20 protein-coding genes are annotated in these 20,542 nt (G+C 71.7%); 8 read left to right on the top strand and 12 right to left on the bottom strand.

Annotated elements, in window-relative coordinates:
- Window positions 1-120: 120 nt before the first annotated feature.
- Window positions 121-483, top strand: a complete 363-nt coding sequence (locus P1Y20_RS09600; protein ID WP_304448444.1) for a group I truncated hemoglobin — start codon at window positions 121-123, stop codon at window positions 481-483.
- A 1-nt stretch (window position 484) separates the two neighbouring features.
- Here P1Y20_RS09600 and P1Y20_RS09595 read toward each other — a convergent pair whose 3' ends face one another.
- Window positions 485-1,279 (bottom strand): GHMP family kinase ATP-binding protein, encoded by a 795-nt coding sequence (locus P1Y20_RS09595; RefSeq protein ID WP_304448443.1) that lies wholly within the window; start codon window positions 1,277-1,279, stop codon window positions 485-487.
- A gap of 284 nt (window positions 1,280-1,563) precedes the next feature.
- Between P1Y20_RS09595 and P1Y20_RS09590 the strand changes: the two genes are divergently transcribed.
- Together P1Y20_RS09590 and P1Y20_RS09585 are read left to right on the top strand one after the other, a co-directional pair.
- On the top strand, window positions 1,564-2,991 hold the full coding sequence (locus P1Y20_RS09590; RefSeq protein WP_304448442.1) for a sulfatase: 1,428 nt from the start codon (window positions 1,564-1,566) through the stop codon (window positions 2,989-2,991).
- A 6-nt stretch (window positions 2,992-2,997) separates the two neighbouring features.
- Window positions 2,998-3,420 carry a GtrA family protein gene (locus tag P1Y20_RS09585; RefSeq protein ID WP_304448441.1) on the top strand — a complete coding sequence of 141 codons (423 nt, stop codon included), beginning with the start codon at window positions 2,998-3,000 and terminating at the stop codon, window positions 3,418-3,420.
- A gap of 6 nt (window positions 3,421-3,426) precedes the next feature.
- Here the strand turns inward: P1Y20_RS09585 and P1Y20_RS09580 are convergent, their stop codons facing one another.
- Genes P1Y20_RS09580 through P1Y20_RS09555 form a run of 6 tightly spaced genes read right to left on the bottom strand, consistent with a single transcriptional unit; the run spans window position 3,427 to window position 8,117 of the window.
- Window positions 3,427-3,981 (bottom strand): DUF7261 family protein, encoded by a 555-nt coding sequence (locus tag P1Y20_RS09580; RefSeq protein WP_304448440.1) that lies wholly within the window; start codon window positions 3,979-3,981, stop codon window positions 3,427-3,429.
- Window positions 3,969-4,373, bottom strand: coding sequence for a DUF7262 family protein (locus P1Y20_RS09575; protein ID WP_304448439.1), 405 nt, complete (start codon window positions 4,371-4,373; stop codon window positions 3,969-3,971). The genes P1Y20_RS09580 and P1Y20_RS09575 overlap by 13 nt, the downstream gene beginning before the upstream one ends.
- Window positions 4,366-5,058, bottom strand: coding sequence for a DUF7263 family protein (locus tag P1Y20_RS09570; protein ID WP_304448438.1), 693 nt, complete (start codon window positions 5,056-5,058; stop codon window positions 4,366-4,368). Before P1Y20_RS09570 ends, P1Y20_RS09575 begins: the two co-directional genes overlap by 8 nt.
- On the bottom strand, window positions 5,058-5,513 hold the full coding sequence (locus P1Y20_RS09565; RefSeq protein WP_304448437.1) for a DUF7266 family protein: 456 nt from the start codon (window positions 5,511-5,513) through the stop codon (window positions 5,058-5,060). Before P1Y20_RS09565 ends, P1Y20_RS09570 begins: the two co-directional genes overlap by 1 nt.
- Window positions 5,506-6,246, bottom strand: a complete 741-nt coding sequence (locus P1Y20_RS09560; RefSeq protein ID WP_304448436.1) for a DUF7289 family protein — start codon at window positions 6,244-6,246, stop codon at window positions 5,506-5,508. The genes P1Y20_RS09565 and P1Y20_RS09560 overlap by 8 nt, the downstream gene beginning before the upstream one ends.
- On the bottom strand, window positions 6,243-8,117 hold the full coding sequence (locus P1Y20_RS09555) for a type II secretion system F family protein (protein ID WP_368662169.1): 1,875 nt from the start codon (window positions 8,115-8,117) through the stop codon (window positions 6,243-6,245). Before P1Y20_RS09555 ends, P1Y20_RS09560 begins: the two co-directional genes overlap by 4 nt.
- A 240-nt stretch (window positions 8,118-8,357) precedes the next feature.
- Between P1Y20_RS09555 and P1Y20_RS09550 the strand changes: the two genes are divergently transcribed.
- Window positions 8,358-8,957, top strand: a complete 600-nt coding sequence (locus P1Y20_RS09550) for a rhomboid family intramembrane serine protease (protein ID WP_304448434.1) — start codon at window positions 8,358-8,360, stop codon at window positions 8,955-8,957.
- On the opposite strand, the gene P1Y20_RS09545 is transcribed toward P1Y20_RS09550, so the two are convergent.
- Window positions 8,945-11,194 (bottom strand): type II/IV secretion system ATPase subunit, encoded by a 2,250-nt coding sequence (locus tag P1Y20_RS09545; protein ID WP_304448433.1) that lies wholly within the window; start codon window positions 11,192-11,194, stop codon window positions 8,945-8,947. The two genes, P1Y20_RS09550 and P1Y20_RS09545, sit on opposite strands and share 13 nt — an antisense overlap.
- Before the next feature lie 441 nt (window positions 11,195-11,635).
- On the opposite strand from P1Y20_RS09545, the gene nasA reads away from it, so the two are divergent.
- From nasA to P1Y20_RS09525, 4 genes are all read left to right on the top strand, one after another.
- Window positions 11,636-13,708, top strand: a complete 2,073-nt coding sequence (gene nasA / locus P1Y20_RS09540) for an assimilatory nitrate reductase NasA (protein ID WP_368662145.1) — start codon at window positions 11,636-11,638, stop codon at window positions 13,706-13,708.
- A 15-nt stretch (window positions 13,709-13,723) separates the two neighbouring features.
- The gene (locus tag P1Y20_RS09535; RefSeq protein ID WP_368662168.1) at window positions 13,724-15,028 is read left to right on the top strand and encodes an MFS transporter; all 1,305 of its coding nucleotides are present in this window, start codon (window positions 13,724-13,726) and stop codon (window positions 15,026-15,028) included.
- Window positions 15,018-15,656, top strand: coding sequence for a molybdenum cofactor guanylyltransferase (gene mobA, locus P1Y20_RS09530; protein ID WP_304448431.1), 639 nt, complete (start codon window positions 15,018-15,020; stop codon window positions 15,654-15,656). The genes P1Y20_RS09535 and mobA overlap by 11 nt, the downstream gene beginning before the upstream one ends.
- 332 nt (window positions 15,657-15,988) lie before the next feature.
- The gene (locus P1Y20_RS09525; protein ID WP_304448430.1) at window positions 15,989-17,755 is read left to right on the top strand and encodes a nitrite/sulfite reductase; all 1,767 of its coding nucleotides are present in this window, start codon (window positions 15,989-15,991) and stop codon (window positions 17,753-17,755) included.
- Here the strand turns inward: P1Y20_RS09525 and P1Y20_RS09520 are convergent.
- Genes P1Y20_RS09520 through P1Y20_RS09505 form a run of 4 tightly spaced genes read right to left on the bottom strand, consistent with a single transcriptional unit; the run spans window position 17,752 to window position 20,538 of the window.
- Window positions 17,752-17,970, bottom strand: coding sequence for a DUF8119 family protein (locus tag P1Y20_RS09520; RefSeq protein ID WP_304448429.1), 219 nt, complete (start codon window positions 17,968-17,970; stop codon window positions 17,752-17,754). The genes P1Y20_RS09525 and P1Y20_RS09520 overlap by 4 nt on opposite strands.
- 13 nt (window positions 17,971-17,983) lie before the next feature.
- A complete protein-coding gene (locus P1Y20_RS09515) occupies window positions 17,984-18,448 on the bottom strand; it encodes a universal stress protein (protein ID WP_304448428.1) in 465 nt (154 codons plus the stop codon).
- 3 nt (window positions 18,449-18,451) lie between these two features.
- Complete coding sequence (locus tag P1Y20_RS09510) at window positions 18,452-20,149, bottom strand: sodium:solute symporter family transporter (protein WP_304448427.1); 1,698 nt, start codon at window positions 20,147-20,149, stop codon at window positions 18,452-18,454.
- Window positions 20,146-20,538 (bottom strand): DUF4212 domain-containing protein, encoded by a 393-nt coding sequence (locus P1Y20_RS09505; RefSeq protein WP_304448426.1) that lies wholly within the window; start codon window positions 20,536-20,538, stop codon window positions 20,146-20,148. Before P1Y20_RS09505 ends, P1Y20_RS09510 begins: the two co-directional genes overlap by 4 nt.
- Between the last annotated feature and the right edge of the window lie 4 nt (window positions 20,539-20,542).

Raw genomic sequence — 20,542 nt, 5'->3', positions numbered from 1 at the left:
GGGCCGGGCGGTCGTATACCCCTCCGCCGATGCTACTTTGCTTCCGTTCCAGTGACGTGATACCTGAACGACGACTCGTTCGGGACAAGGTTTAGTCCCCATATCTCCGTAGCCAGGACGATGTCAGACCAATCGGTGTACGAGCGAATCGGCGGCCGCGAAGCCGTCGACGCCGTCGTCGACGACTTCTACGACCGCGTGCTGACCGACCCGCAACTGGTGGGCTACTTCGAGGACACCCCGATGGCGGAGCTGCGCGCCCACCAGGTACAGTTCATCAGTTCGGTCGCGGGAGGGCCGGTCGAGTACGATGGGGGCGACATGCGCGAGGCGCACGCCCACCTCGACATCGACGAGCCCGACTTCGACGCCGTCGCGCGCTACCTCGAGGCGGCGCTGCGCGAGAACGGCGTCTCCGAGGAGGACACGGCGACCATCATGGACGAGGTGGCGGCACTCAAGGCGCCCGTCCTGAACCGTTAACTCACCGCAGTCGCGCCCCCTCGTTCGTCGCTCGGGTCGTCGACGCCAGCGCGTCACCCGCACCCACCGCGACGACCGTCTCGCCGACCATCGCCATCGTCCCGACCCCGCCGGCACGTTCGACCCGGGAGACGGCGCGCTCGACGCGGTCGGTGACGAGGCCCGTCTCCCGGGCGAACCGCCACGAGCGTTCGACGAGCGCGTCGACCGGTCCGTGCGGGTCGAGCGCCGCGAGGGCGTCCCGGCCGGCGACTCGCACCCGGTCGAGCGCGTCGTCGTCGCCGAGGACCTCCTCGGTGGCGATGCCGCCGTAGCTGGTGTAACTGAGGTCCGCGTCGCTCTCGGCGCGCCGTATCCCGTCGCCGGCGTTCCAGACGAGTCCCCCGCGCGCCTGGACGAACACGTCCCCGAGGCCGGTGCCGGCGGCCACCTCCGCGCGGTGGGCGACGTCGACGAGCGCGGCGCGGGACCGGCCGAGGTCGAACACCTCGTCCGCGGCGAGCGCCGTCGCGAGCGTGGCGGCACCGCTCGCGCCGAACCCACGACCGACCGGCACCGTCGCCTCGAGGTCCACCGTCGCCGTCAGGTCGAGCGCCGCGAGCGCTCGTTCCACCGGGTCGAAGGCCGTCTCCCGTCCGTCGAGGGAGACCGTCGTCTCGTTCGCGGGCCGGACCGTCGCCGCCACGCCGTCGGCGACGGCGACGCTCACGCCGAGCGACCCCCCGTCGGGGTCTGTAGCGGGGACGAACACGGTCGTCACGCTTCCCGGTGCGAACGCGCGGGCGGACCGGAGCATACGCCGGAGGCTCGCGCGTCGTGCGTATAGCTCTCACGACTCGTGGTAGGTTTCTGTCGAAAACCAGACGACGGAACGGGGACGACCCCTCGGCCGTCACCTCAACCTGCCGACAGCTGATATCACAAGTTTGAGTATCGTAACGACCCTCAGTACGAGGGAACAGACATGTGCGCGTACACGTTTGCGTCCCGCGACCGGTTCGGGTCGGCCGGCCGGGACGTCCCAGGGTGGCCGGGGGACGAGGGGGCAAAACCGGAGCGAGGGGGACGCCCCCGGCGGCTATGACCGACGAACGCGTCTCCAACGTCGTCCTCGTGACGGTCGACTCGCTCCGCGCCGACGCCATCTCGCCGTACGACGACGACAGACACACCCCGGTCGTCCAGGAGTTGGCCGACCGCGGGACGGTCTTCGAGCACGCGTTCGCCAACGGGAACTGGACGCCCTTCTCGTTCCCGTCGCTGCTCGCGTCGCGCCCCGTGTTCGCCGACAACGGCCGCATCGGCGTGACCGACTCCCCGACGCTCGCCGAGACGCTCTCGTCGGCCGACGTAGCGACCGGCGGCTTCAACGCGGCGAACGGCTTTCTCACCTCCCACTGGGGGTACGACGACGGGTTCGACGAGTTCGAACCGTTCGTCGCCGACGTGGGCTCGGGCGTCTACAGCCGCTACCTCGCGGCCCACCCCACGGTCGAGGCGTGGCTCCAGCTCGCGGCCTCGCCGTTCCGCCGCCTCCGGGCGCTGGCGCGCCGCGACGGCGACGACCTCCCCTTCCTCGACACCTCGCGGATGTTCGACGTCGAGCGTGCCGCCTCCCGGTTCGTCGAGGGGACGGAGGAGCCGTTCTTCCTGTGGATCCACTACATGGACCCTCACACCCCCTACGTACCCGCCCCCCGGTACGTACGGGAGGTCTCCTCCAGCCTGGTGGGTACCCACCGGATGCTCATCGCGCACGCACGCACGGGCCTCGGCCTCGAGGTCGACGACCGGACGGTCGCCGACCTCCGGACGCTCTACCAGGGCGCGGTCCGACAGGTCGACGCGAGCGTCGGGCGCGTCCTCGACTCGCTCGATACCGCGGGCGTCGCCGACGAGACGGCCGTCGTCCTCGCCGGCGACCACGGCGAGGAGTTCCGCGAACACGGCCACCTCGCGCACTACCCGAAGCTCTACGACGAACTCATCCACGTCCCGCTCATCGTGGACGTCCCCGGTGCCGACGCCCGCCGCGTCGAGGGCGCGGTCGGCCTCGACGCCGTCCCGCCGACGGTCTGTGACCTGTTCGACGTGGACGCCCCCGACGAGTGGGACGGTGAGAGCGTCCTCCCGAGCGTCACCGACGGCGAGGTGCTGGCCGACGACCCGGTGGTGTCGGTCGCCGTCCGCGGCGAGAGCGTCACCGCCCAGCCCATCCCCCGGAGCCTCGCGGACGGCGACCTGCTCGTGAGCGCCCGGACCGCCGAGTGGACCTACCTGGAGAACGTCGACACGGGCGAGGGCGAACTGTACCACCGCCCGTCCGACCCCCAGCAACGGACCGACCGCGCCGTCGACCCCACCTCCGCCGACGCGGCCGTCATCGAGCGGCTCCGCCCGCTGGTCCGCGACCACGGCGCCGCCGTCCGCCAGCGCGGCGCCGACGCGGCCGAGGAGGGCGTCGACGACGCCATCGAGACGCGGCTGAAGGCCCTCGGGTACCGATAGCGCACGATGGTCCAGGCATTCCTCCGACAGTTCGTCGACGGCCCGCTCGCCGTCCAGCTCCGGCGCTTCGTCGCCGTGGGCACCGTCGCCGCCGGCATCCAGATGGCGCTCCTCTGGCTGTTCGTCGACTGGGGCGGCATCAACTACCTCGTGGCGGCGGTGTTCGCCATCGAGATGACCATCGTCATCCAGTACGTCCTCAACAACGCCTGGACGTTCGAGGCGGCCGCGAACACCGGCCGGGCGGCCTTCCTCGAAGGCCTCGTGAAGACGAACCTCGTCCGGGGGAGCGCCATCCCGCTCCAGCTCGGCGTGCTCTACTGGCTCGTCGGCTGGCGCGGCATCTCCTACCTCCTGGCGAACGCCATCGCCATCCTCGTCAGCGGCGTGTACCGCTACGTCCTCGACGCACGCTGGACGTGGGGCTGAATCCTCCTACACCCTCGGCGGCACGACCCACACGACGAGCGTCACCCGACGGTCGCTCGCCGCCGTTGTCACCCGCACGTCGAACGCCGCCGCGAGCAGCGTCGTCTCCCCTGCCCGGTCCTGTAGGACGAGACCGCCGTCCGCCTCGCACGGGCCGAACGCCCGCCCGCTCGTCGGGTCGCGCGGGCAGGCGTCGTTCGCCACCGCCGCGGCCGCGCTCCCGTTCTCGGTCACCGTGTAGGCCGTCCCCGACGCGACCCGTGACGACTCGAGCGCCCGCACCCGTCCGTCGAGCGCCGTCCGGGTCGCCCGCGCCGCCGCGTCCCGCTCCGACCAGCCGTACTCGCCGGTGACGTTCGTCCCCGCGTCGTGGACCGCCCGGGTCAGCAGGCGCTCCGCGTTCCCTCCGGGGTCGTCGTACCCCTCGCTCGCCCGGACGTCGGGGTGCGCGCCCAGCTGGAGGTAGGCGAGGACCGCCGGCGCGAGCGCGACGGCGACGACGGCGGCCGCGGCGAGGACGAGTTGCGCGCGCTCGCGGTCGACGCCGCTCACGCGTACCACACCCGGATGGTGACGTCGCCGCCGGCGGTGGTCACCGTCGCACGTCCGACCGGGACGCCCGCGGGTCGGCGGTAGCCCGCGGCGCCGTGCGGGGTGTCGATGCGGTACAGCAGGTTGTCGGGCAGGAGGCGGTCGACCCGCTCGTCGAGGGCCGTGCGCTCGCGGTCGAACGCCGCCGGCGAGGCGGCCACCTCGGCCAGCCGGCTCGTCCCGCGGTGGCGCGGCGGTTCGTTGCTCAGTACCGTGGCCGCGTCGCTCGCGTAGGCGTCGAGTTGCGCCTCGCGGGTGTCCGGCGCCGGCACGCCGAGGACGAACCCGGTCGTCACCGCGAGGACGAGCACCACGCCGACACCCGCCTCGACGACCGACAGCGACAACTGGCCCCTAGACATCGACGGTCACCACCAGTTCCGCCTTCGTCGTCCGCGCGGGGTAGTAGGTGACCTCGACGCTCGGCGGGGGGAGCGGGCCCTCGGCCGCGAAGCGCAGGCGCGTCGTCTCGAAGCGCGACAGCGAGACGTCGTGGGTCCCCGCCAGCCCCGCCGGGTCGTGGAGGACGACGCGTCCGTTCGCCCGCACCGTCTCGACCGTCGTCCCGCCGGGCGGGTCCAGGGTGAGCGTCGCGCGCGGGGAGCGTCGCGGGAGCGTCACCGCGTCGTCGCCGGTGGCCGGCAGGGTCACCGACTGGCGCTCCCGGACGACGACGACGCGTCTCACCGTCGCGCCGCCGGTCGGGTCGCCGCGCTCGACGACCGTCTCGCCGTCGACGCGCAGACGGACGTCGCGGCCCCGGACGACGGGGAACGACTCGTCGAGCGACTCGGCGTCGAGCGCTCGCAGTGCCGCGTCGTCGAGGACGTTCTTCCGGTCGCTCAGCGGCGAGTCGGCCGCGACCAGCCGCTCGGAGAGGGCGACCGCGACGTGGCGCTCGGTCGCGTCGCGCTCCGCCCCGGCGAAGGCACCGTCCGCGACGACGAGCGCGAGGCCCGCCGTCGTCGTGAGCACGAGCAACGCGACTGCCAGCGCGGGGAGGTTCGCCTGCCCCCGCGTGCGCCCCTCGCAGTACGTCCCGCACATCACGCCCGGCCCTCCTCGGTCGTCAACTCGACGACCACGCGCTCGCCCCCGCGGACGGCGACGACGGCGCGCTCGGTGCTCCGCCACTCCCCCTCGACGCGCGCGACGCGCTCGGGGAGCGCGAGGCGGACTCGCCCGTCGACTGCCGGATGCGGGTGGTCGAGGACGAGCGCTCGTCCGTCGGCGACGACCGCGTACGGCTCCCCGCGAATCGTTCGCGGGAGGTGGACGTCGAGCGTGACGTCGGCGTGCGTCGCCGCGGGCGGGACGGCCTGCTGGACGCGCTCCGCGCCCGCGACGAGCGTCCGCTCGCCGACGCCCTCGGCCGCGGTCGTGCGGTAGTCCGGGACGACGCCGCCGTAGAGCGTCGCGGTCAGCAGGCCGATGAACAGCACGACGACGCCGGCTTCGAGCGTCTTGCCCACGACGGGCGTGACGGCCCGCGTGTCACCCATCGCGCACCTCCAGCGACAGGTCGTGGACGACGAGGTAGGTGGCCCGCTCGCCGGGGAAGGTCGCGACGACGCTCTCGACGCCGTCGCCGTCGAGGTCCCGGCGGTCGACGCTCGCCCCACGCTCGGTGAAGGCCGCCTCCCACGGCTCCGGGGTCCGGGTCTCGACGGCGACGGCGTACTCCCCCCGGTCGAGGCGTTCGCGGTGGTGGCTGACGTCGGTGACGAACGTCGTCTCGACGCCCCCCCGACCGGAGACGGTCGCCGTCCCGCTCGCGTTCAGTCGGGGTGCGCCGACGACGAGGACGCCGTCGTCGTCGCCGGGGTCGGAGGCGGTCACCGGGAGCGGCGACTGCAGTCGGGCGCGTCCCGGAGCCCCCCGGACGAGCGCCCCGGCGACCCACGAGACGCGGCGGTCGCCCGCCTCGAAGACGAGGCCGTCGACGCGGACGCGCTCGACCGTCTCGCCGTCCGCGTCGAGCACCCTGAGGTCGCGCTCGACGGTCCGCAGTTCCCCCCGGGCGAACGAGACGCGCCCGCGGTGGGGACCGGTCACCTCGACCGGCCGGAGCGCCCCGTCGACGTCGCTCGCGACGCGTGCGGCGTCCGCCTCGGCGGCGTTCTCCTCGACGACGGTGCCGATGCTGGCGGTGAGCGCGCCCATCGAGACGACGGCGACGCCGAGCAGGAGGGCGACGCCGACGACGTGCGACTGCCCTCGCGTCCCCTCACTCATAGCATCCCCGCCCCCGCGAAGACGACGTACGTGACGGCGACCAGCGCGCCCGAGTGCAGCAGCGCCTCGTAGCGCCCCCGACTCGCCATCCCGGCGAACCAGCCGCAGGCGAGCATCGTCGCCTGCGTCACGGTGTAGAAGAGGAACTGGTCGCGCTCGGGGTCGACGGCGTCCGGGTCGAGCGCGACGCCCGACGTGGTGTCGGAGACGCTCGAGAGCTGTGCGAACCCGTCGAGGACGGAGCCGTTGACGGCGACGACGATGCCGACGACGAGCAGGGCCGTCGTCCAGCCGACGGCGACGTAGACGAGCATCGACGAGCGGAGCGCCTTGCGCTCGTGGTAGAGCCGCCCGACCTCCGTCTGGAGCGTCTCGAAGACCTCCTCGGCGTCGCTGCCGACGTCGAGCGCGCCGGTCACCAGCCCCATCGTCTGGGCGGCCAGCGGCGTCCCGACGCGGTCGACGAAGCGGTCGAGCGCCGCCGCCCGGACGTCCGCCTCGGGCGCGGTCACCAGCGAGAGGTTGAACGCGAGGGCGTCGACGTCGGCCTGGAGGGCGCCGGCGTCCACCTCGCGGGCGACGCGGGCGACCGCCTCCGAGAAGGGGCGTCCGAGGCTGACGTGGCCCGCGACGGCGTGGACGAAGTCCTTTATCTCCCTGTCCTTCGCGTCGTCGACGCGCGCCCGCCGGACCGCCACCGCGCCGACCGGCAGGCCGACGGCGACGTAGCCGAACAGCGCGGCGTTGACGGGGTGGTAGCCGGCTTCGAGGCCGCCGCCCACCACGAGGAGACCGACCGGGACGCAGACGAGGACGGCGTTCGCGGGGTTCTCGCGTGCGCCCGCGAGCACGCCGCGGACGGTGGCGGCCGGCGCGTAGGTCGGCGCCGCCTGGTCCGGGGGCCGGAGCGTCGCGATGAGCCAGGCCGTCACCGCCCCCACGCCGAGGACGAAGACGACGCTCGCGACGACGATGAGCGTCCGGACGGTCACCGCCCCGAGCGGCGGGCCGACGGGTTCGGAGAGGCCGGGCGCGAGGACGGCCATCACGGTGACGATGATGACCAGCAGCGCCGGCAGGACGAGCAGGACGATGAACAGTTCGGCGAGCAGTTCGAGGAAGTCCGTCGCCTGCTGGCGCGAGCGCGCCTGCCGGTGCGAGAGCATCCGCGACTCGAGGCCGAGATAGCCCGCGAGGGCGTCCTCGCCCTGCGCGGCGTGTTCGCGGAACTTCAGCAGGAACGGCGAGAGGAGGTCCCGCGAGGGGGTGTCGCGGGCGACCATCCGGAGGCCGGCGTCGAGGCTCCCCGCGAGCGCCGCCCGGTTGAGGACCGACCGCAGCGCGACGGCCGTCTCGCCGTAGGCGTCCTGTTCGGCCACCTTCCGGAGCATCGTCCGGTGGTCGTCGGTGCCGCCCGCGAGCGTCCGGAGGTAGCGGACCGCGCCGGGGAGGGTGCGCTCGATGTTCGACCGGCGCGCCGACGCCACCCACGCCAGGTAGCGCCCGCCGGCCCAGACCACGCCGCGCTTGCCGAGTGCACCGGCGGCGAGGCCGAGGGCGGCGGCGGCCACCCCCCGGGGCACGTCGGGCGGGTCGACGCGGTTCAGGAAGGGGACGCCCGCCTGCAGGAAGGCGGCGGGGCCGTCGAGCACCTCGGCGGGGACGACCAGCGCGAGGGCGACGGTGCCGACGCCCGCGAGGACGAACGTCACCCACGAGAGGCCGTACACCCGCGCCAGGTAGAGGTCGAAACTCGACCCGAGCGACGCGCCCCGATAACGCCGCCGGTCGCGCTCGTGGCGGCCGCTGTCGGCGTGCCGGGAGAACAGCGCGTACAGGCCGCGGTCCAGCGCGCCGACCCGACCGTCCATCATCGTCCCTCACCTTCCCCGGCGCGTCCCCTCCCCCGCGCCGGACTCGAACGGTGCCCGTTCATGTACGGGAGTCGATTCCTTTCCTCACTTAAAATTTCTGATTACGTGACTTTCTTCGATAAGTACTATCGTCTCGCCCTCTCCGTTTCGGGAGTGCCTCTCCGTGGTCGGGGTTGGCCGGTCCACGCCGTCGACGCTCGCCCGTGAGGTTTTGTCGATGCGGCCGAACGTACTGACATGAGTCGTTCGCCGACGGCCGAGACGCTGGTCGTGATGGGCTGTGTCTTCCTCGCCCAGCAGGTGTTCGGCCTCGTCGGGCTCGCGGTCCCGCTGTTCGCGCTCGGCCCGGCCTTCCCCGCGTTCCCGTGGACGGTCGTGACGAGCGTCTACGCCCACGCCAATCTCGCGCACCTCCTGGGTAACGCGTTCACGCTGGCGCTCGTCGGCCTCATCGTCGAGCGCTCGACGACCCGATTTCGCTTTCACGCCTTCTTCCTCACGACCGGCGTGCTGGCGGGGCTCGTCCAGGTGTTCGTCCTCGGGAGCGCCGTCATCGGCGCGAGCGGCGCCATCTTCGCGCTCGTCGGCTACCTCGTCACGGCCAACCCCGTCTCGACGGCCGTCTTCAGTCGAGTGCGACTGAGCCGCCGGGGCCAGCTGGCGCTGTTCGCCGTCCTCGGCGTCGTCGTCACCGTCGCCACCGGCGCGCCCGGCGTCGCCCTCCTCGCGCACTTCACCGGGTTCGTCCTCGGCCTCGCCGCCGGCCGCCTCCACCTCCTCGACGTGGGAGGGCGGGACCGGCGGGAGTCCGCGAGCGCGAGCGACTACCGGCTCTGACGCCGGTCCGCCTCGCCGCCGTCGGCGCGGGCCGGTTCGCCATCGTCTTCCCCACGCTCCCCCCTACGACGCATCGCGGCGACCCGTTCGACCGTCGCCGCCTCGTTGGCCCGCAGGTCCGCGAGGAAGCCGAACAGGTCGTCGGCGTCCGAGACGTCCTCCTCGACGAGGTACTCCACGTAGCGGTGCTTGCGGAGGAACTCCCGCTCGACGGCCTCGACCGGACGGTCGGTCCGGTCGGCGACGCGCTCGAAGACGCGGGTCCGACAGTCGCGCGCCGCGTCGCCGAGGGCGGGGTGGTCGTAGGCGAAGTCGAACTCGCCGTCGGTCGTCCGTTCACAGACCGTCCCGTAGTGGACGGTGACGCCCTCGCGCTCGATGACCCCTCCAGAGCGGTCGGTCGGCTCGTCGAGCAGTTCGACCACCTCGCCGACGTAGCGCTCGCTGTCGGTCTGTCGGGGAAAGACGACGAGGTCGAGTTCCGCGAGGAGGTAGGCGGGCAAGCCCTGCTCGACGGCGCGGTTGACGAGCTTCTCGACGCTCTCGGCGTGCGTCGTTCCGAGGACGCCGTGGCCCGTCGAGAGCATCTGCGCGAACGAGGCGAAGCTCGCGGGCGTGTTTATCTCCGCGATGACCTCCACGTCGGGGTTGAGGTAGTTGGCCTCGGTCATCAGGTCGGCCATCGTCACGCGCTTGTACTCGCGCTCGTGGTCGCGGGTGGTGAGCGAGACGCCCGTCTCGTGGGGGAGCCACACCTCGCGCGAGCCCTCGTCGATGCTCACCGGGCGGTCGTCGTAGGGGATGAACGGGACGTGGGCGTTCATGAGCGTCGTCTTTCCCACACCCGTCGGGCCGGCGAAGAGGACGACGCCGTGGTGTTCGTACAGCAACCACAGCAGCGCGACCAGTTCCGTCGGCAGGCTGTCGCCTACGACGAGGTCGACCGGCGTGAGCGGGTCGGGGCTCTGCTTGCGGATGGAGATGTGCGGGCCGCCCTCGCTTATCGTGGGGAGGGCGACGGCGCAGCGGATGGTCTCGTCGACGCCCGGTGGCCGGAGGTTCACCTTCGCGCTGGGCGTGCTCGCGTTCACCTCGACGCCGTCGGTCGCGGCGAGTTGCGTGACGACGTTGACGAACTCCGTCTCGCGCTCGAACGCGAGGTTGGTCGGCACGCGCTCGTCGAACCCCCGGGGAACGACCTTTACGCGCTCGCCGACCCGGTTGGCTTCCACGTCCTCCAGGTGGCCGTCGCGGATGGGAACGGTGAGATGGCCGTAGCCGACGTAGTCCCGGAGGACGTAGTAGACCAGGTCGTCCAGCCGGTCGGGGGCGAACCGGCCGTCGACGGGCGGGACGGCGAGGTCGTACTCTGCGAGCGCCGACTGCACCCGGTAGCGCAGCGAGTCGACCCACGTCCGGGTGTCCTCGGCCGTCAGCCGCCGGGAGAGGACGGCCTCCGCCCGCTCACGGACGAACCGGGCGGTCCCGTCGCCCTCCTCGCCCTCGCTGGCCAGCAACCCGCCCTCGACGGGCGCCTCCCAGACGCGCTCCTTGCACTCCTCGACCAGCGCCCGGTCCCCCGGGAGCAGGTCCGGTTCCCTGACGGCGTACTTCGTCGCGAAGGGGTCGGTGCCGAGGACGTTCTCGCGGTAGAGCACCACCGGCACCTCGAAGTCGAGGAAGGGGACGGTGTAGCGCGCGAGGCGTTCGCTGGCGAAGCGTTCGAGGTGGTCGGTCCCCGTGATACCCGTGCGTGCGGGGGCGTAGTCGGTCGTGTGGACGACCACCTCGCCGTCGCGCTCGTCGGCCACCTCGATGGCGTCGTCGAGCGCGTGGGGGGTCAGCGGGCCGAGACAGCGCACGCGAGAGAGCGCGCAGTACGCGAGGCGGCGGCGCATCGCCGGCGAGCAGTCGGCGAGGCGGTCGATGGCGCGCTCGTACTTCGGGTCGAACCCGGTGCGCATCCGCTCGACGGCCCCCTGTCGGGTCAGCGGCGGCGTCGTGCTCGCGTCGACGAAGTACGCCTGGACGCGTTCCAGCGCGCGCGTTCCCTCCGCGGACAGCGACGGTTCGCGCGCCCGGTACCGGAAGCCCTCCTCCACTCGCTCGACGGTCACGACGACGCCGGGGTGGACCGCCTCCTGGCGGAGGACGGTCGGGGCGTACCACGCGTCGGGGTCGGCGGGCGCCGGTGGCGGCGCTACCGTCGGCCGGTCGGTGTCGCTCGCTGCTGACATTAGTCGAAATTCGAGACTTTCTCTATGTTAAACCTTCCCCCACGAACGCCGTCCCACCGTCGGGGGCGAGTCGACGAACGGCGTCCGTCGGGTCTGGACCCACCACTCGGAGCGTCCGATTCGTAGCGCGTGACGCCCGCTACGGCCGACGCCGCGCGCGCCCCCGACCCGCGTCGGGTCGCGTCCGAACATCCCTTCGTCGCCCGTTTCCGAACGTTTCCCGACTTGTGGTCCCGTTCTCGCGATGGAACCGGACGAACGACGACCCCCAACACATTATATCCGTTCTATCGCCCCGTGCAATTCCAGAAAATCACTCTATTTCTGTACGAACAGTCGTGATTACGGTTATATACTTCGTGTTTGCTCTACCGTAACGAGAACTGTGACGACACACGGACATCGGTACGGAACCGGACCGAGAGGGGAGGTGACGGCGCCGTGAGCGAGTGGACGCCGACGACCTGCATGCGCTGTGCGGTCGGCTGTGGGCACGTCCAGCGGGGCGTCGACGTCGGCTACGGTATCGACGGGGTGCGCGGCGACGCCGCCCACCCGGTCAGCCGCGGCCTCGCCTGCGGGCGGGGGACCAGCGAGTCGGCCGACCCCGGCGGCGAGTGGCTCACCCGCCCGCTGGTGCGCCAGGACGGCGACCTCCTCCCGACGACGTGGGACCTCGCGCTGGCGCGGGTCGCCCGCGAGTTCGAGGCGGCCGTCGAAACGTCGCCCCACGCGCTCGGCGTCCTCGGCAGCGGCCAGCAGACGAACGAGGCGGCCTACGCGCTGGGGAAACTCGCCCGCGGCGGCGTCGGGACGCGCAACTACGACGCCAACACGACCCTCTGCATGGCCAGTGCCGTCGCCGCCTACTACGAGGCGTTCGGCAGCGACGCCCCGCCGCCGACGTACGACGACGTCCCCGACGCGGAGCGCCACGTCGTCTGGGGGGCGAACCCGGCGGTCGCTCACCCCGTCCTCTTCCGGTGGATTCGCGAGAGCGCTGCCGAGGGGGAACTGCTCGTCGTCGACCCCGTCGAGACGAAGACGGCACGTGCGGCCGACGGACACGTCGCGCTCGCCCCCGGCGGCGACCTCGCGCTGGCGCGGGCGGTCCTCTCGCTCGTCGTCCGCCGGGGCGCCGTCGACGAGGCGTTCGTCGAGCGCGCCACCGAGGGGTTCGACGCCCTCCGCGAGGCCCTCCCCGCGCCCCGGTCGGCGGCCCGCGCCGCCGGCGTCTCGCTCACGGACGTGGCGGCACTCGCCGACGCCCTCGCCGCCCCGACGCTGCTCTACTGGGGGATGGGCGTCAACCAGAGCGTCCGCGGGACCGACACCTGCCGGGCGCTCGTCGACCTCTGTCTCGCGACGGGCAACCTCGGGCCGGGGACCGGTCCCTTCTCGCTGACCGGCCAGGCCAACTCGATGGGCACCCGGGTGTGCTCCTCGAAGGGCACCTGGCCGGGCCACCGGGCGTTCGACGACCCCGCCGAGCGCGAGGCGGTCGCCGAGGCGTGGGACGTCCCCGTCGAGCGACTGCCCGACGACCCCGGCCCCGGTCCCGTGGGCATCGTCGAAGCCGTCGACGACGAGGTGGCGGCGCTGTGGACGGTCGCCACCAACCCCGTCGCGAGCCTCCCGGACGCGAGCGCGGTCGAACGTCGTCTCGACGACGTCTTCCTCGTCGTCCAGGACGCCTTCCGCAGCGAGACGGCGGAACTCGCCGACGTGGTCCTCCCGGCGGCGACCTGGGGGGAGTCCGCGGGCACCGTCATGAACATGGAGCGGACCGTCTCGCGCGTCCGCCCGGGGACTGACCTCGCCCCCGGCGTCCGCACGGACCTCGACATCGTCGCCGCGCTCTCCCAGTCGCTCGCCCCCGGCCTCCTCGACGGCCACCCCGACCCGAGCGACGTGTTCGACGAGTTCGCCGCGCTCACGGCGGGTACGGACGCCGACTGCTCGGGCATCGGCTACGCCCGTCTCGACGCGGAACGGGCGGTCCGCTGGCCGGCGCCCGACCCCACCGCGGTCGGCGGCTACCGCTACCACCGTGACGAGGGGGAGTGGGCGTTCCCCACCGACTCCGGGCGCGCGCGGTTCTCGACGGCGCTCCCGACCGACCTGCCCGAACCGGCCGACGAGGGCTACCCGCTGACGCTCACCACCGCGCGCGCCGCGGACGCCTACAACACCGGCGTCCGCGGGCGTTCCGACGGTCCGCCGACCGCCCGCGTCCACCCCGAGACGCTGGCCGCGCACGTCCCGCCGCTCGACGACCCGAGCGAGACCACCCTGCGAGTCGAGTCGCGCCGCGGGGCCGTCGCGGTCCGTCCCGAACCGGACCCCGGCGTCCCCGTCGGCGTCGTCTGGCTCCCCATCCACCACCCCATGACGAACACGCTCACGCTCCCCGAGACCGACCCGCGCTCCGACGAACCGAACTACAAGCAGTGCGCCGTCCGCCTGCTCGCGCCGCCGGCGACCGACGACCCCTCGCTGGGGGAGGTGGCGTAGATGGGGGTGATTCGGATGACGAAGTGGCGGACGCTCCTGCTCGCCACCGTCGGGTTCAACTTCTCGTTCCTCATCTGGTTCTCGTTCGCGCCGTTCACGGGGCCGATGGCCGAGGAGTTCGGCCTCTCGCTGGCCGAGGTCGGCGTCCTCGCCAGCGCGGCCATCTGGCTCGCCCCCTTCGGCCGTATCCTGACGGGGTGGCTCTCCGACAAGTTCGGCGCGCCGACGGTCTTCGCCATCGTCCTCGCGTACGTCGGTGTCTTCTCCATCGCGAGCGCGTTCGCCCAGTCGTACACGGTGTTCTTCCTCGAACGCCTCGTCGTCGCGACGGCCGGCATCACGTTCGTCATCGGCATCCAGCACGTCTCGGAGTGGTTCCCCGAGGAGCAACTCGGCACCGCCGAGGGCGTCTACGCCGGCGTCGGTAACGCCGGGGCCGCGGCGGGCGCACTCATCCTGCCCCGCGTGTTCGGCCCCGAGTGGAGCGGGCCGCTGTTCGACACCAACTGGCGTGCCGTGTTCTTCTACACCGGCGTCGTCTCCATCCTCCTCGCCGTCGTCTACTACTACTTCGGCGAGGCCGCCGCCACCGAGGAGCGCCGGCAGGCGACCGCCGAGAGCGCGACCCTGCGCGAGTGGGTCCACACCGCCACCCGGTACGGGACGGTCGTGCTGGCGCTCGCCTACGTGATGAGCTTCGGCCTCGAACTGTCGATGAACGGCTGGCTCGCCACCTACTACCGCGAGGCGTTCGCCACGGACGACCTCGTGCTGGCGAGCACGTTCGCCGCGACGTTCTCGCTCGCCGCGGGCCTGCTCAGACCCATCGGCGGCTACGTCAGCGACCTGCTCGCCCGGCGCGAGCGCGACATCCTCCCGGTGTTCCGGGGGCGCTACCGCGAGCAGTGGACGTTCCTCACGCTCTGTTTCATCGTCGTGACGATGGTCGGGATGACGCTCGCGGGCCTCTCGGGCGCGGTGCTGCTCGCCGTCGGCGCGGGCTTCCTCGTCGGGATGGGCTGTGCGTTCGCCGAGGGCGCCGTCTTCGCGCAGGTGCCCGCCATGTTCCCGAACAGTTCGGGCGCCGCGGCGGGCATCGTCGGCGGCGTCGGCACCGTCGGCGGCATCGTCTACCCGCTCGTGTACACCTCTGCGCTGCTCCCGAACCGCCACGTCGGCTACGCCGTCGTCGCCGCCTCGATGCTCCCCATCGTCCTGCTGAACGCGTGGGTCTACCGGCCCCACATCGCGGCGCGCGCGACCGAAATCGGCTTCGGGTCGTTCGGCCCGGACGCGGAGGTGACGAGCGGTGACGACTGAGGACGTCCCCCGGTCGGCGGTCGTCCTCGCGGGCGGGCGCTCGCGGCGCTTCGGCCGCGGCGACAAGGCCCTCGCCCCCGTCGCGGGCCGGCCGATGATTCGTCGGGTGGTCGAGCGCCTCGCACCCGCGACCGACGAGGTGGTGGTGAACTGCCGGGCGGACCAGCACCCCCGCCTCGCGGCCGCCCTCGGCCCGGCGGGCGAACACGTCCGCTTCGCCATCGACGCCCCCGACCGCGTCGACGACGGGCCGGTCGCCGGCCTCCACGCGGGGCTCGACGCCGCCGCCTCGTCGCTCGCCGCGGTCGTCGCCTGCGACATGCCGCGGCTGTCGCCGTCGCTGCTCGACCTGCTGTTCGTCCGCGCGTCCACCGAGGGGCGGTCGGTCGCGGTCCCGACCGCCGGCGGCCACCGTCAGCCCCTCCCCGGCGTGGTTCGGGTCGCGCCGGCGCTGGCGGCCTGCGAGGCCGTCGGCCCCGGCGGGTCCCTCAGGGCGCTCTGTGACCGCCTCGACCCCGTCGTCGTCTCGACTGCCGCCGTCCGCGGCCACGCCGCCCCGGGGACGCTCGTCGACGTGGACACGCCCGCGGACCTCCGGGCGACGGCCGCCGCCATCGACCGAACCTGACGAGGTCGCCCCGCTTCCGGCCCGGGACGCTCGTTCTCGCGCGCGTGGGTCAGCCCTCCGTCACCGTCGGTGCCCTTCGTTCGTGCCCCCGCTACCCCCAGTTTCCGGTCACTCGTCCGGTTTTCTCCCCCGATTTTCGACGCCGAATCCGGTTAAACAGATATAGGGTGATATAACTCTGGACGTCTGTCTCCGGATGAACCTCTTATTTTTACTATTTCAACGAGTATGATTATATACTGAGGGATACCCCACTCGAAACGTCATGTACGAGCTATTCGGTCGGGTATCGGTCGAGGAAGCGGACGTTTGGGTTCCGGAGGTGTCGTCGCGTGCCACATAAGAAGGAGGAGTGGAAGGGGGCCTGCTACGGCGACGAGGTGCGCGAGAAGCTCCTCGCGTTCGCCGAGGCCGGGTGGGATTCGATTCCCGAGGACGAGCGCGAGGCGTGGTTCACCCGGTTCAAGTTCTGGGGGCTGTTCCACCAGCGCTCGGGGCAGGAGAGCTACTTCATGATGCGCCTGAGCAACGCCGACGGCGTCCTGAAGCCGGGGCAGTTGCGCGCCATCGCCGACGTCGCCGACGAGTACGCCACCGGCCCGGCGTCGAACCCCGAGTTCGGCAACGGCTACATCGACCTGACCACGCGCCAGTCGGTGCAACTCCACTGGATCAAACTGGAGGACGTCCCAGCCATCTGGGAGCGTCTGGAGGGCGTCGGCGTCACGACCCGCTCCGCGGGCGGCGACACGATGCGCAACGTGACGGGCAGCCCCACCGCCGGCAAGGACGCCCGCGAGGTGCTCGACACCCGTCCCCTGCTCGCACGCATCCAGGAGGGCCTGCGCGGCGACGACGCCCTCGCCAACCTGCCCCGGAAGTTCAACATCAGCGTCTCGGGCATCCCCGACGGCGCCGCCCAGGACGCGCTCAACGATATCGGCCTCGAACCCGCGGTGACGGACCTCGACGGGGAGGAGCGCGTCGGTTTCAACGTCCGTGTCGGCGGCGGCCTCGGCGGCCACGAACCGCGGGTCGCCCGCCCGCTCGACGTGTTCGTCACCCCCGAACGCGCCTACGACGTCGTCCGGGGGTTCGTCGAACTGTACCACGACCTGGGGAACCGTCAAAACCGCCGGAAGAACCGGAGTCGCTTCTTCGTCGACGAGCGCGGCCCGGCCGCGATTCGGACGGTCCTCCAGGAGGAGTACGTCGACTTCCCGCTCCGGACCGCCGGGACGGACTTCCGCGACCGCTACTCGTACAACGCGGGGCGGGGCGACGCCGGTCCCGCCGACTACGTCGGCGTCCACGACCAGCACGACGGCCGCTACTACGTCGGGCTGAACGTCCCCGTCGGGCGGCTGCCGGCCACCGACGCCGTCGCGCTGGCCGACCTCGCGGGCGAGTTCGGCTCCGGGGAGGTGCGTCTCACCCGCCGGCAGAACCCCCTCATCATGGACGTCCCCGAGGCGGACGTCGCCGCTCTGCTCGCCGAGCCGCTGCTGGAGACGTACCCGCCGGAACCGAACCCCTTCCAGCGCGGCGGGATGGCCTGTACCGGGACCGAGTTCTGCTCGCTCGCGCTCACGGAGACGAAGGCGCGGATGGCCCGGATGCTCCGCTGGCTCCGGGACAACGTCGACCTCCCCGACGACGTCGAGGAGGTCAAGATTCACTTCTCGGGTTGCACCGCCGACTGCGGCCACGCCAACACGGCCGACATCGGCCTGCTGGGGATGCGCGCCCGAAAGGACGGCGAGATGGTCGAGGCGCTCGACATCGGGGTCGGCGGCGGCCTCGGTCCCGACCCGGGCTTCGTCGACTGGATTCGCCAGCGCGTCCCCGCCGACGAGGTGCCCGGCGCGCTCGCGAGCCTCCTCGAAGCGTTCGCCGCCCACCGCGAGGACGGCCAGACGTTCCGCGAGTGGGTCGCCGCCACGCCCGAGGAGGCGCTGGTCGAGCTGTGTGCCCCCGCGGAGACGGACTACGAGGACCCGTGCATGTACGACGCGAAGCAGTCGTGGTACCCCTTCGCCGAGGGGGCGAGTCCGGCGCCGACCGCACCCGACGGGACGCCGCTCCCCTCCGACGACTAGTCGTCCCGGTCGCGGGCCGCGTCGAGCGAGCCGAAGAACGTGAAGTACGCGACGACGCCCGCGAGCATGCAGAGATAGTACGCCCACGTTGGCCCGTCGAGGACGTCGAACAGGGCGGTGACGACCGTCACCCAGACGACGGCGAACACGAGGTCGACGACCATCCCCGAGCGGTGCTCGGCGACGTGGTCGCGAATCGTGTCGACGAGGCTCATTGGGGCCTCGCGGTCACCCGTCGTCCGGTTGCACGTCTACGACGAGGACGGGGACGTGCGTCGAGCGCAGGACGCGCTCGGTGACGCTCCCGAGCAGGGCGCGCCGGACGCCGGAGCGTCCGTGGCTCCCCATCACGACGAGGTCGATGTCGTGGTTCCCGGCGTACTTGGCGACCACACGGTGAGGGACACCGCTCGCGACGTGTTCGACGACGTCGACGCCGAACTCGTCGCCCGCCTCGGCGATGTACCCGGTCGCGGCCTCCGCCCGCTCCCGGACTTCGTCCATCTCGTTGAACCGGCCCGCGCGGAGTCGGTCGATCTGTTCGGTGCCGAGTGACACCTCCATCGCGTCGACGTCGACGACGTACAGCGCGTGGACGGTCGCGTCGTAGCGCCGCGCGAGGTCCATCGCGTGGTCGACGGCGTTCTCCGCGACGTCGCTTCCGTCGGTGGGTACGAGGATACGTTCGTACATGGGTCAGTCGTCCGCGGGTGTTCCGCTGTCGGTGCGCTCGCTCGACGCCACCGCCTCGGCGGCTGTCGTCTCGTGCATCGGCTCGGGGCTGTGACACTGACGGACCAGCATCTTCGTCTGCAGGTCGGGTTCGTCGGTGAGCAGCGAGACGCCGATGGTGACCGCGAACACGATCGGCGTGGCGATCAACGCCGACCCGATGGCCGGCATCCACTGGGCCAGTCCGGCGACCAGCGGCCCTTCGACGCCGCCCAGGTAGTTCGGGACGACCTCGTTGATCATCGGAATCGACCAGAGGACGAGCCCGGTGAGCATGCCGGTGATCGCCCCCTCGCGGTTCGTGTTCTCCCACCAGAGTCCGAGGAAGAACATCGGGAACAGCACCGACCCGGCCAGCGAGAACGCGTAGGAGACCAGCGCCGCGATGGGTGCGGCCGGGTCCAGCGCGGCCAGCGTCGTGATGACGCCGAGCAGGATGATGCTCAGACGGCCGACCAGCACCTGCTGGCGCTGGGTCGCGTCCGGGTTGATGATGTTGGTGTAGATGTCGTGCGAGATAGCGGACGACCCGGCGATGAACAGACCGGCGACCGTCGCGATGGCGGCGGCGATGCCGCCGGCCGCGACGAAGCCGACGAACCACTGCGGCAGTCCCGCGAGCTGCGTCGCCAGCACGACGATGACGTCGGCCGCGGCGCTGTCCATCCCGTTCGCGCCGTACACCGGGCCGACCTCCTGCGCGTAGAGGTCGGAGCCGAACGCCGCGAACGCGGGGGCGCTCCAGTAGAGCAGACAGATGAAGAACAGCCCCCACACGGTCGACCAGCGCGCCGTCCGTTCGCTCTCGACGGTGTAGAACCGGACGAGGACGTGCGGGAGCCCCGCGGTTCCGACGATGAGCGAGAAACACGTCGCGATCCAGAGGTAGTAGCTCTCGTTGGCGAACGGCTCGGAGAACTCGCTCCCGAGTTCGCCGATGAGCTGTCCGTACTCTACCTGGGGGAGCACCGTCGAGTACCCCTGCGAAAAGCCGACGACGTACAGCCCGATGAGGAACGCGGCGATGAGGATGGTGTACTGGACGGCCTGGTTCTTCGTCGCCCCGAGCATCCCCGACAGCGTCAGATAGCCGACCGTGATGGTCATCATGAAGACGACCATCGACTGGTAGCCGGTCAGGCCGAGCAGGCCGATGTCACCGAAGACGTACAGACCGACCAGCGCCATCCCCCGGGCCTGCCCGATGGCGTAGACGAACCCGATGAGGAACGTCGTGATGGCCGCGATGGCCCGGGCGGCGTCGGAGTTGAAGCGGTCGCCGACGAAGTCCGGCGCCGTGTACTTCCCGAACCGGCGCATCTGTGCGGCCATGAAGATCAGGACGATGAAGAACGCCGTCGTCCAGCCGACGACGAACGCCAGTCCGTACACCCCCGACAGCGCGATGAGCGCCGCCATCCCGAGGTAGGAGGCCGCCGACATCCAGTTGGCGCCGATCGCGGCGCCGTTCTCCAGGTTGCCGATGGAACGGCCCGCCACCCACATGTCCTCGGCGTCGGCCACGCGAAAGACGAACCCGATGACGAGGAACAACCCGAGCATCGAGAGCACGAGGATGGCCGGAAGGAGTTTGAACGAGACGTTGAGCCCCTCCGGAAGCAACCCGCTGGACTGGAGGAGGGAGAGGGATTCCACCGTCATTCAGCCTCACCTCCGGTGGGGTGTTCGATACCGTACTTCTCGTCGAGCGCGTCGCGCTTGCGGACGTACCAGTACGAGAGCAGCAGGCCCGTGGTCGGCGCGCCGATGGCCATCAGGAAGTAGTGCAGCGGGAATCCGATGAGCGGCATCTGGGTCGTCATCGGTCCGGGGGCGATCGCCGTCAGCGTCACCGGGCCGAAGACGGCGACGAACCAGATCGCGAACCCCGTCCAGATGATTCGCAGGTGGTCGCGCATGAACGGCGTGCTCGGCGACAGCAGGTTCACCTCGGCGTCGAGATAGTCCGTCGTCGCCGCGTCGGCGGTCGTAGTCGCACTCGTCCCCGTCGCGTGTCCGCCGTCCGTCGCCGCGTCGGAGTCGCTAGACATCCGC

This window comes from Halomarina ordinaria (genome assembly GCF_030553305.1).
In the GTDB taxonomy this organism is placed as follows: Archaea; Halobacteriota; Halobacteria; order Halobacteriales; family Haloarculaceae; genus Halomarina; species Halomarina ordinaria.
This window is presented reverse-complemented; position numbering and strand designations above follow the sequence as displayed.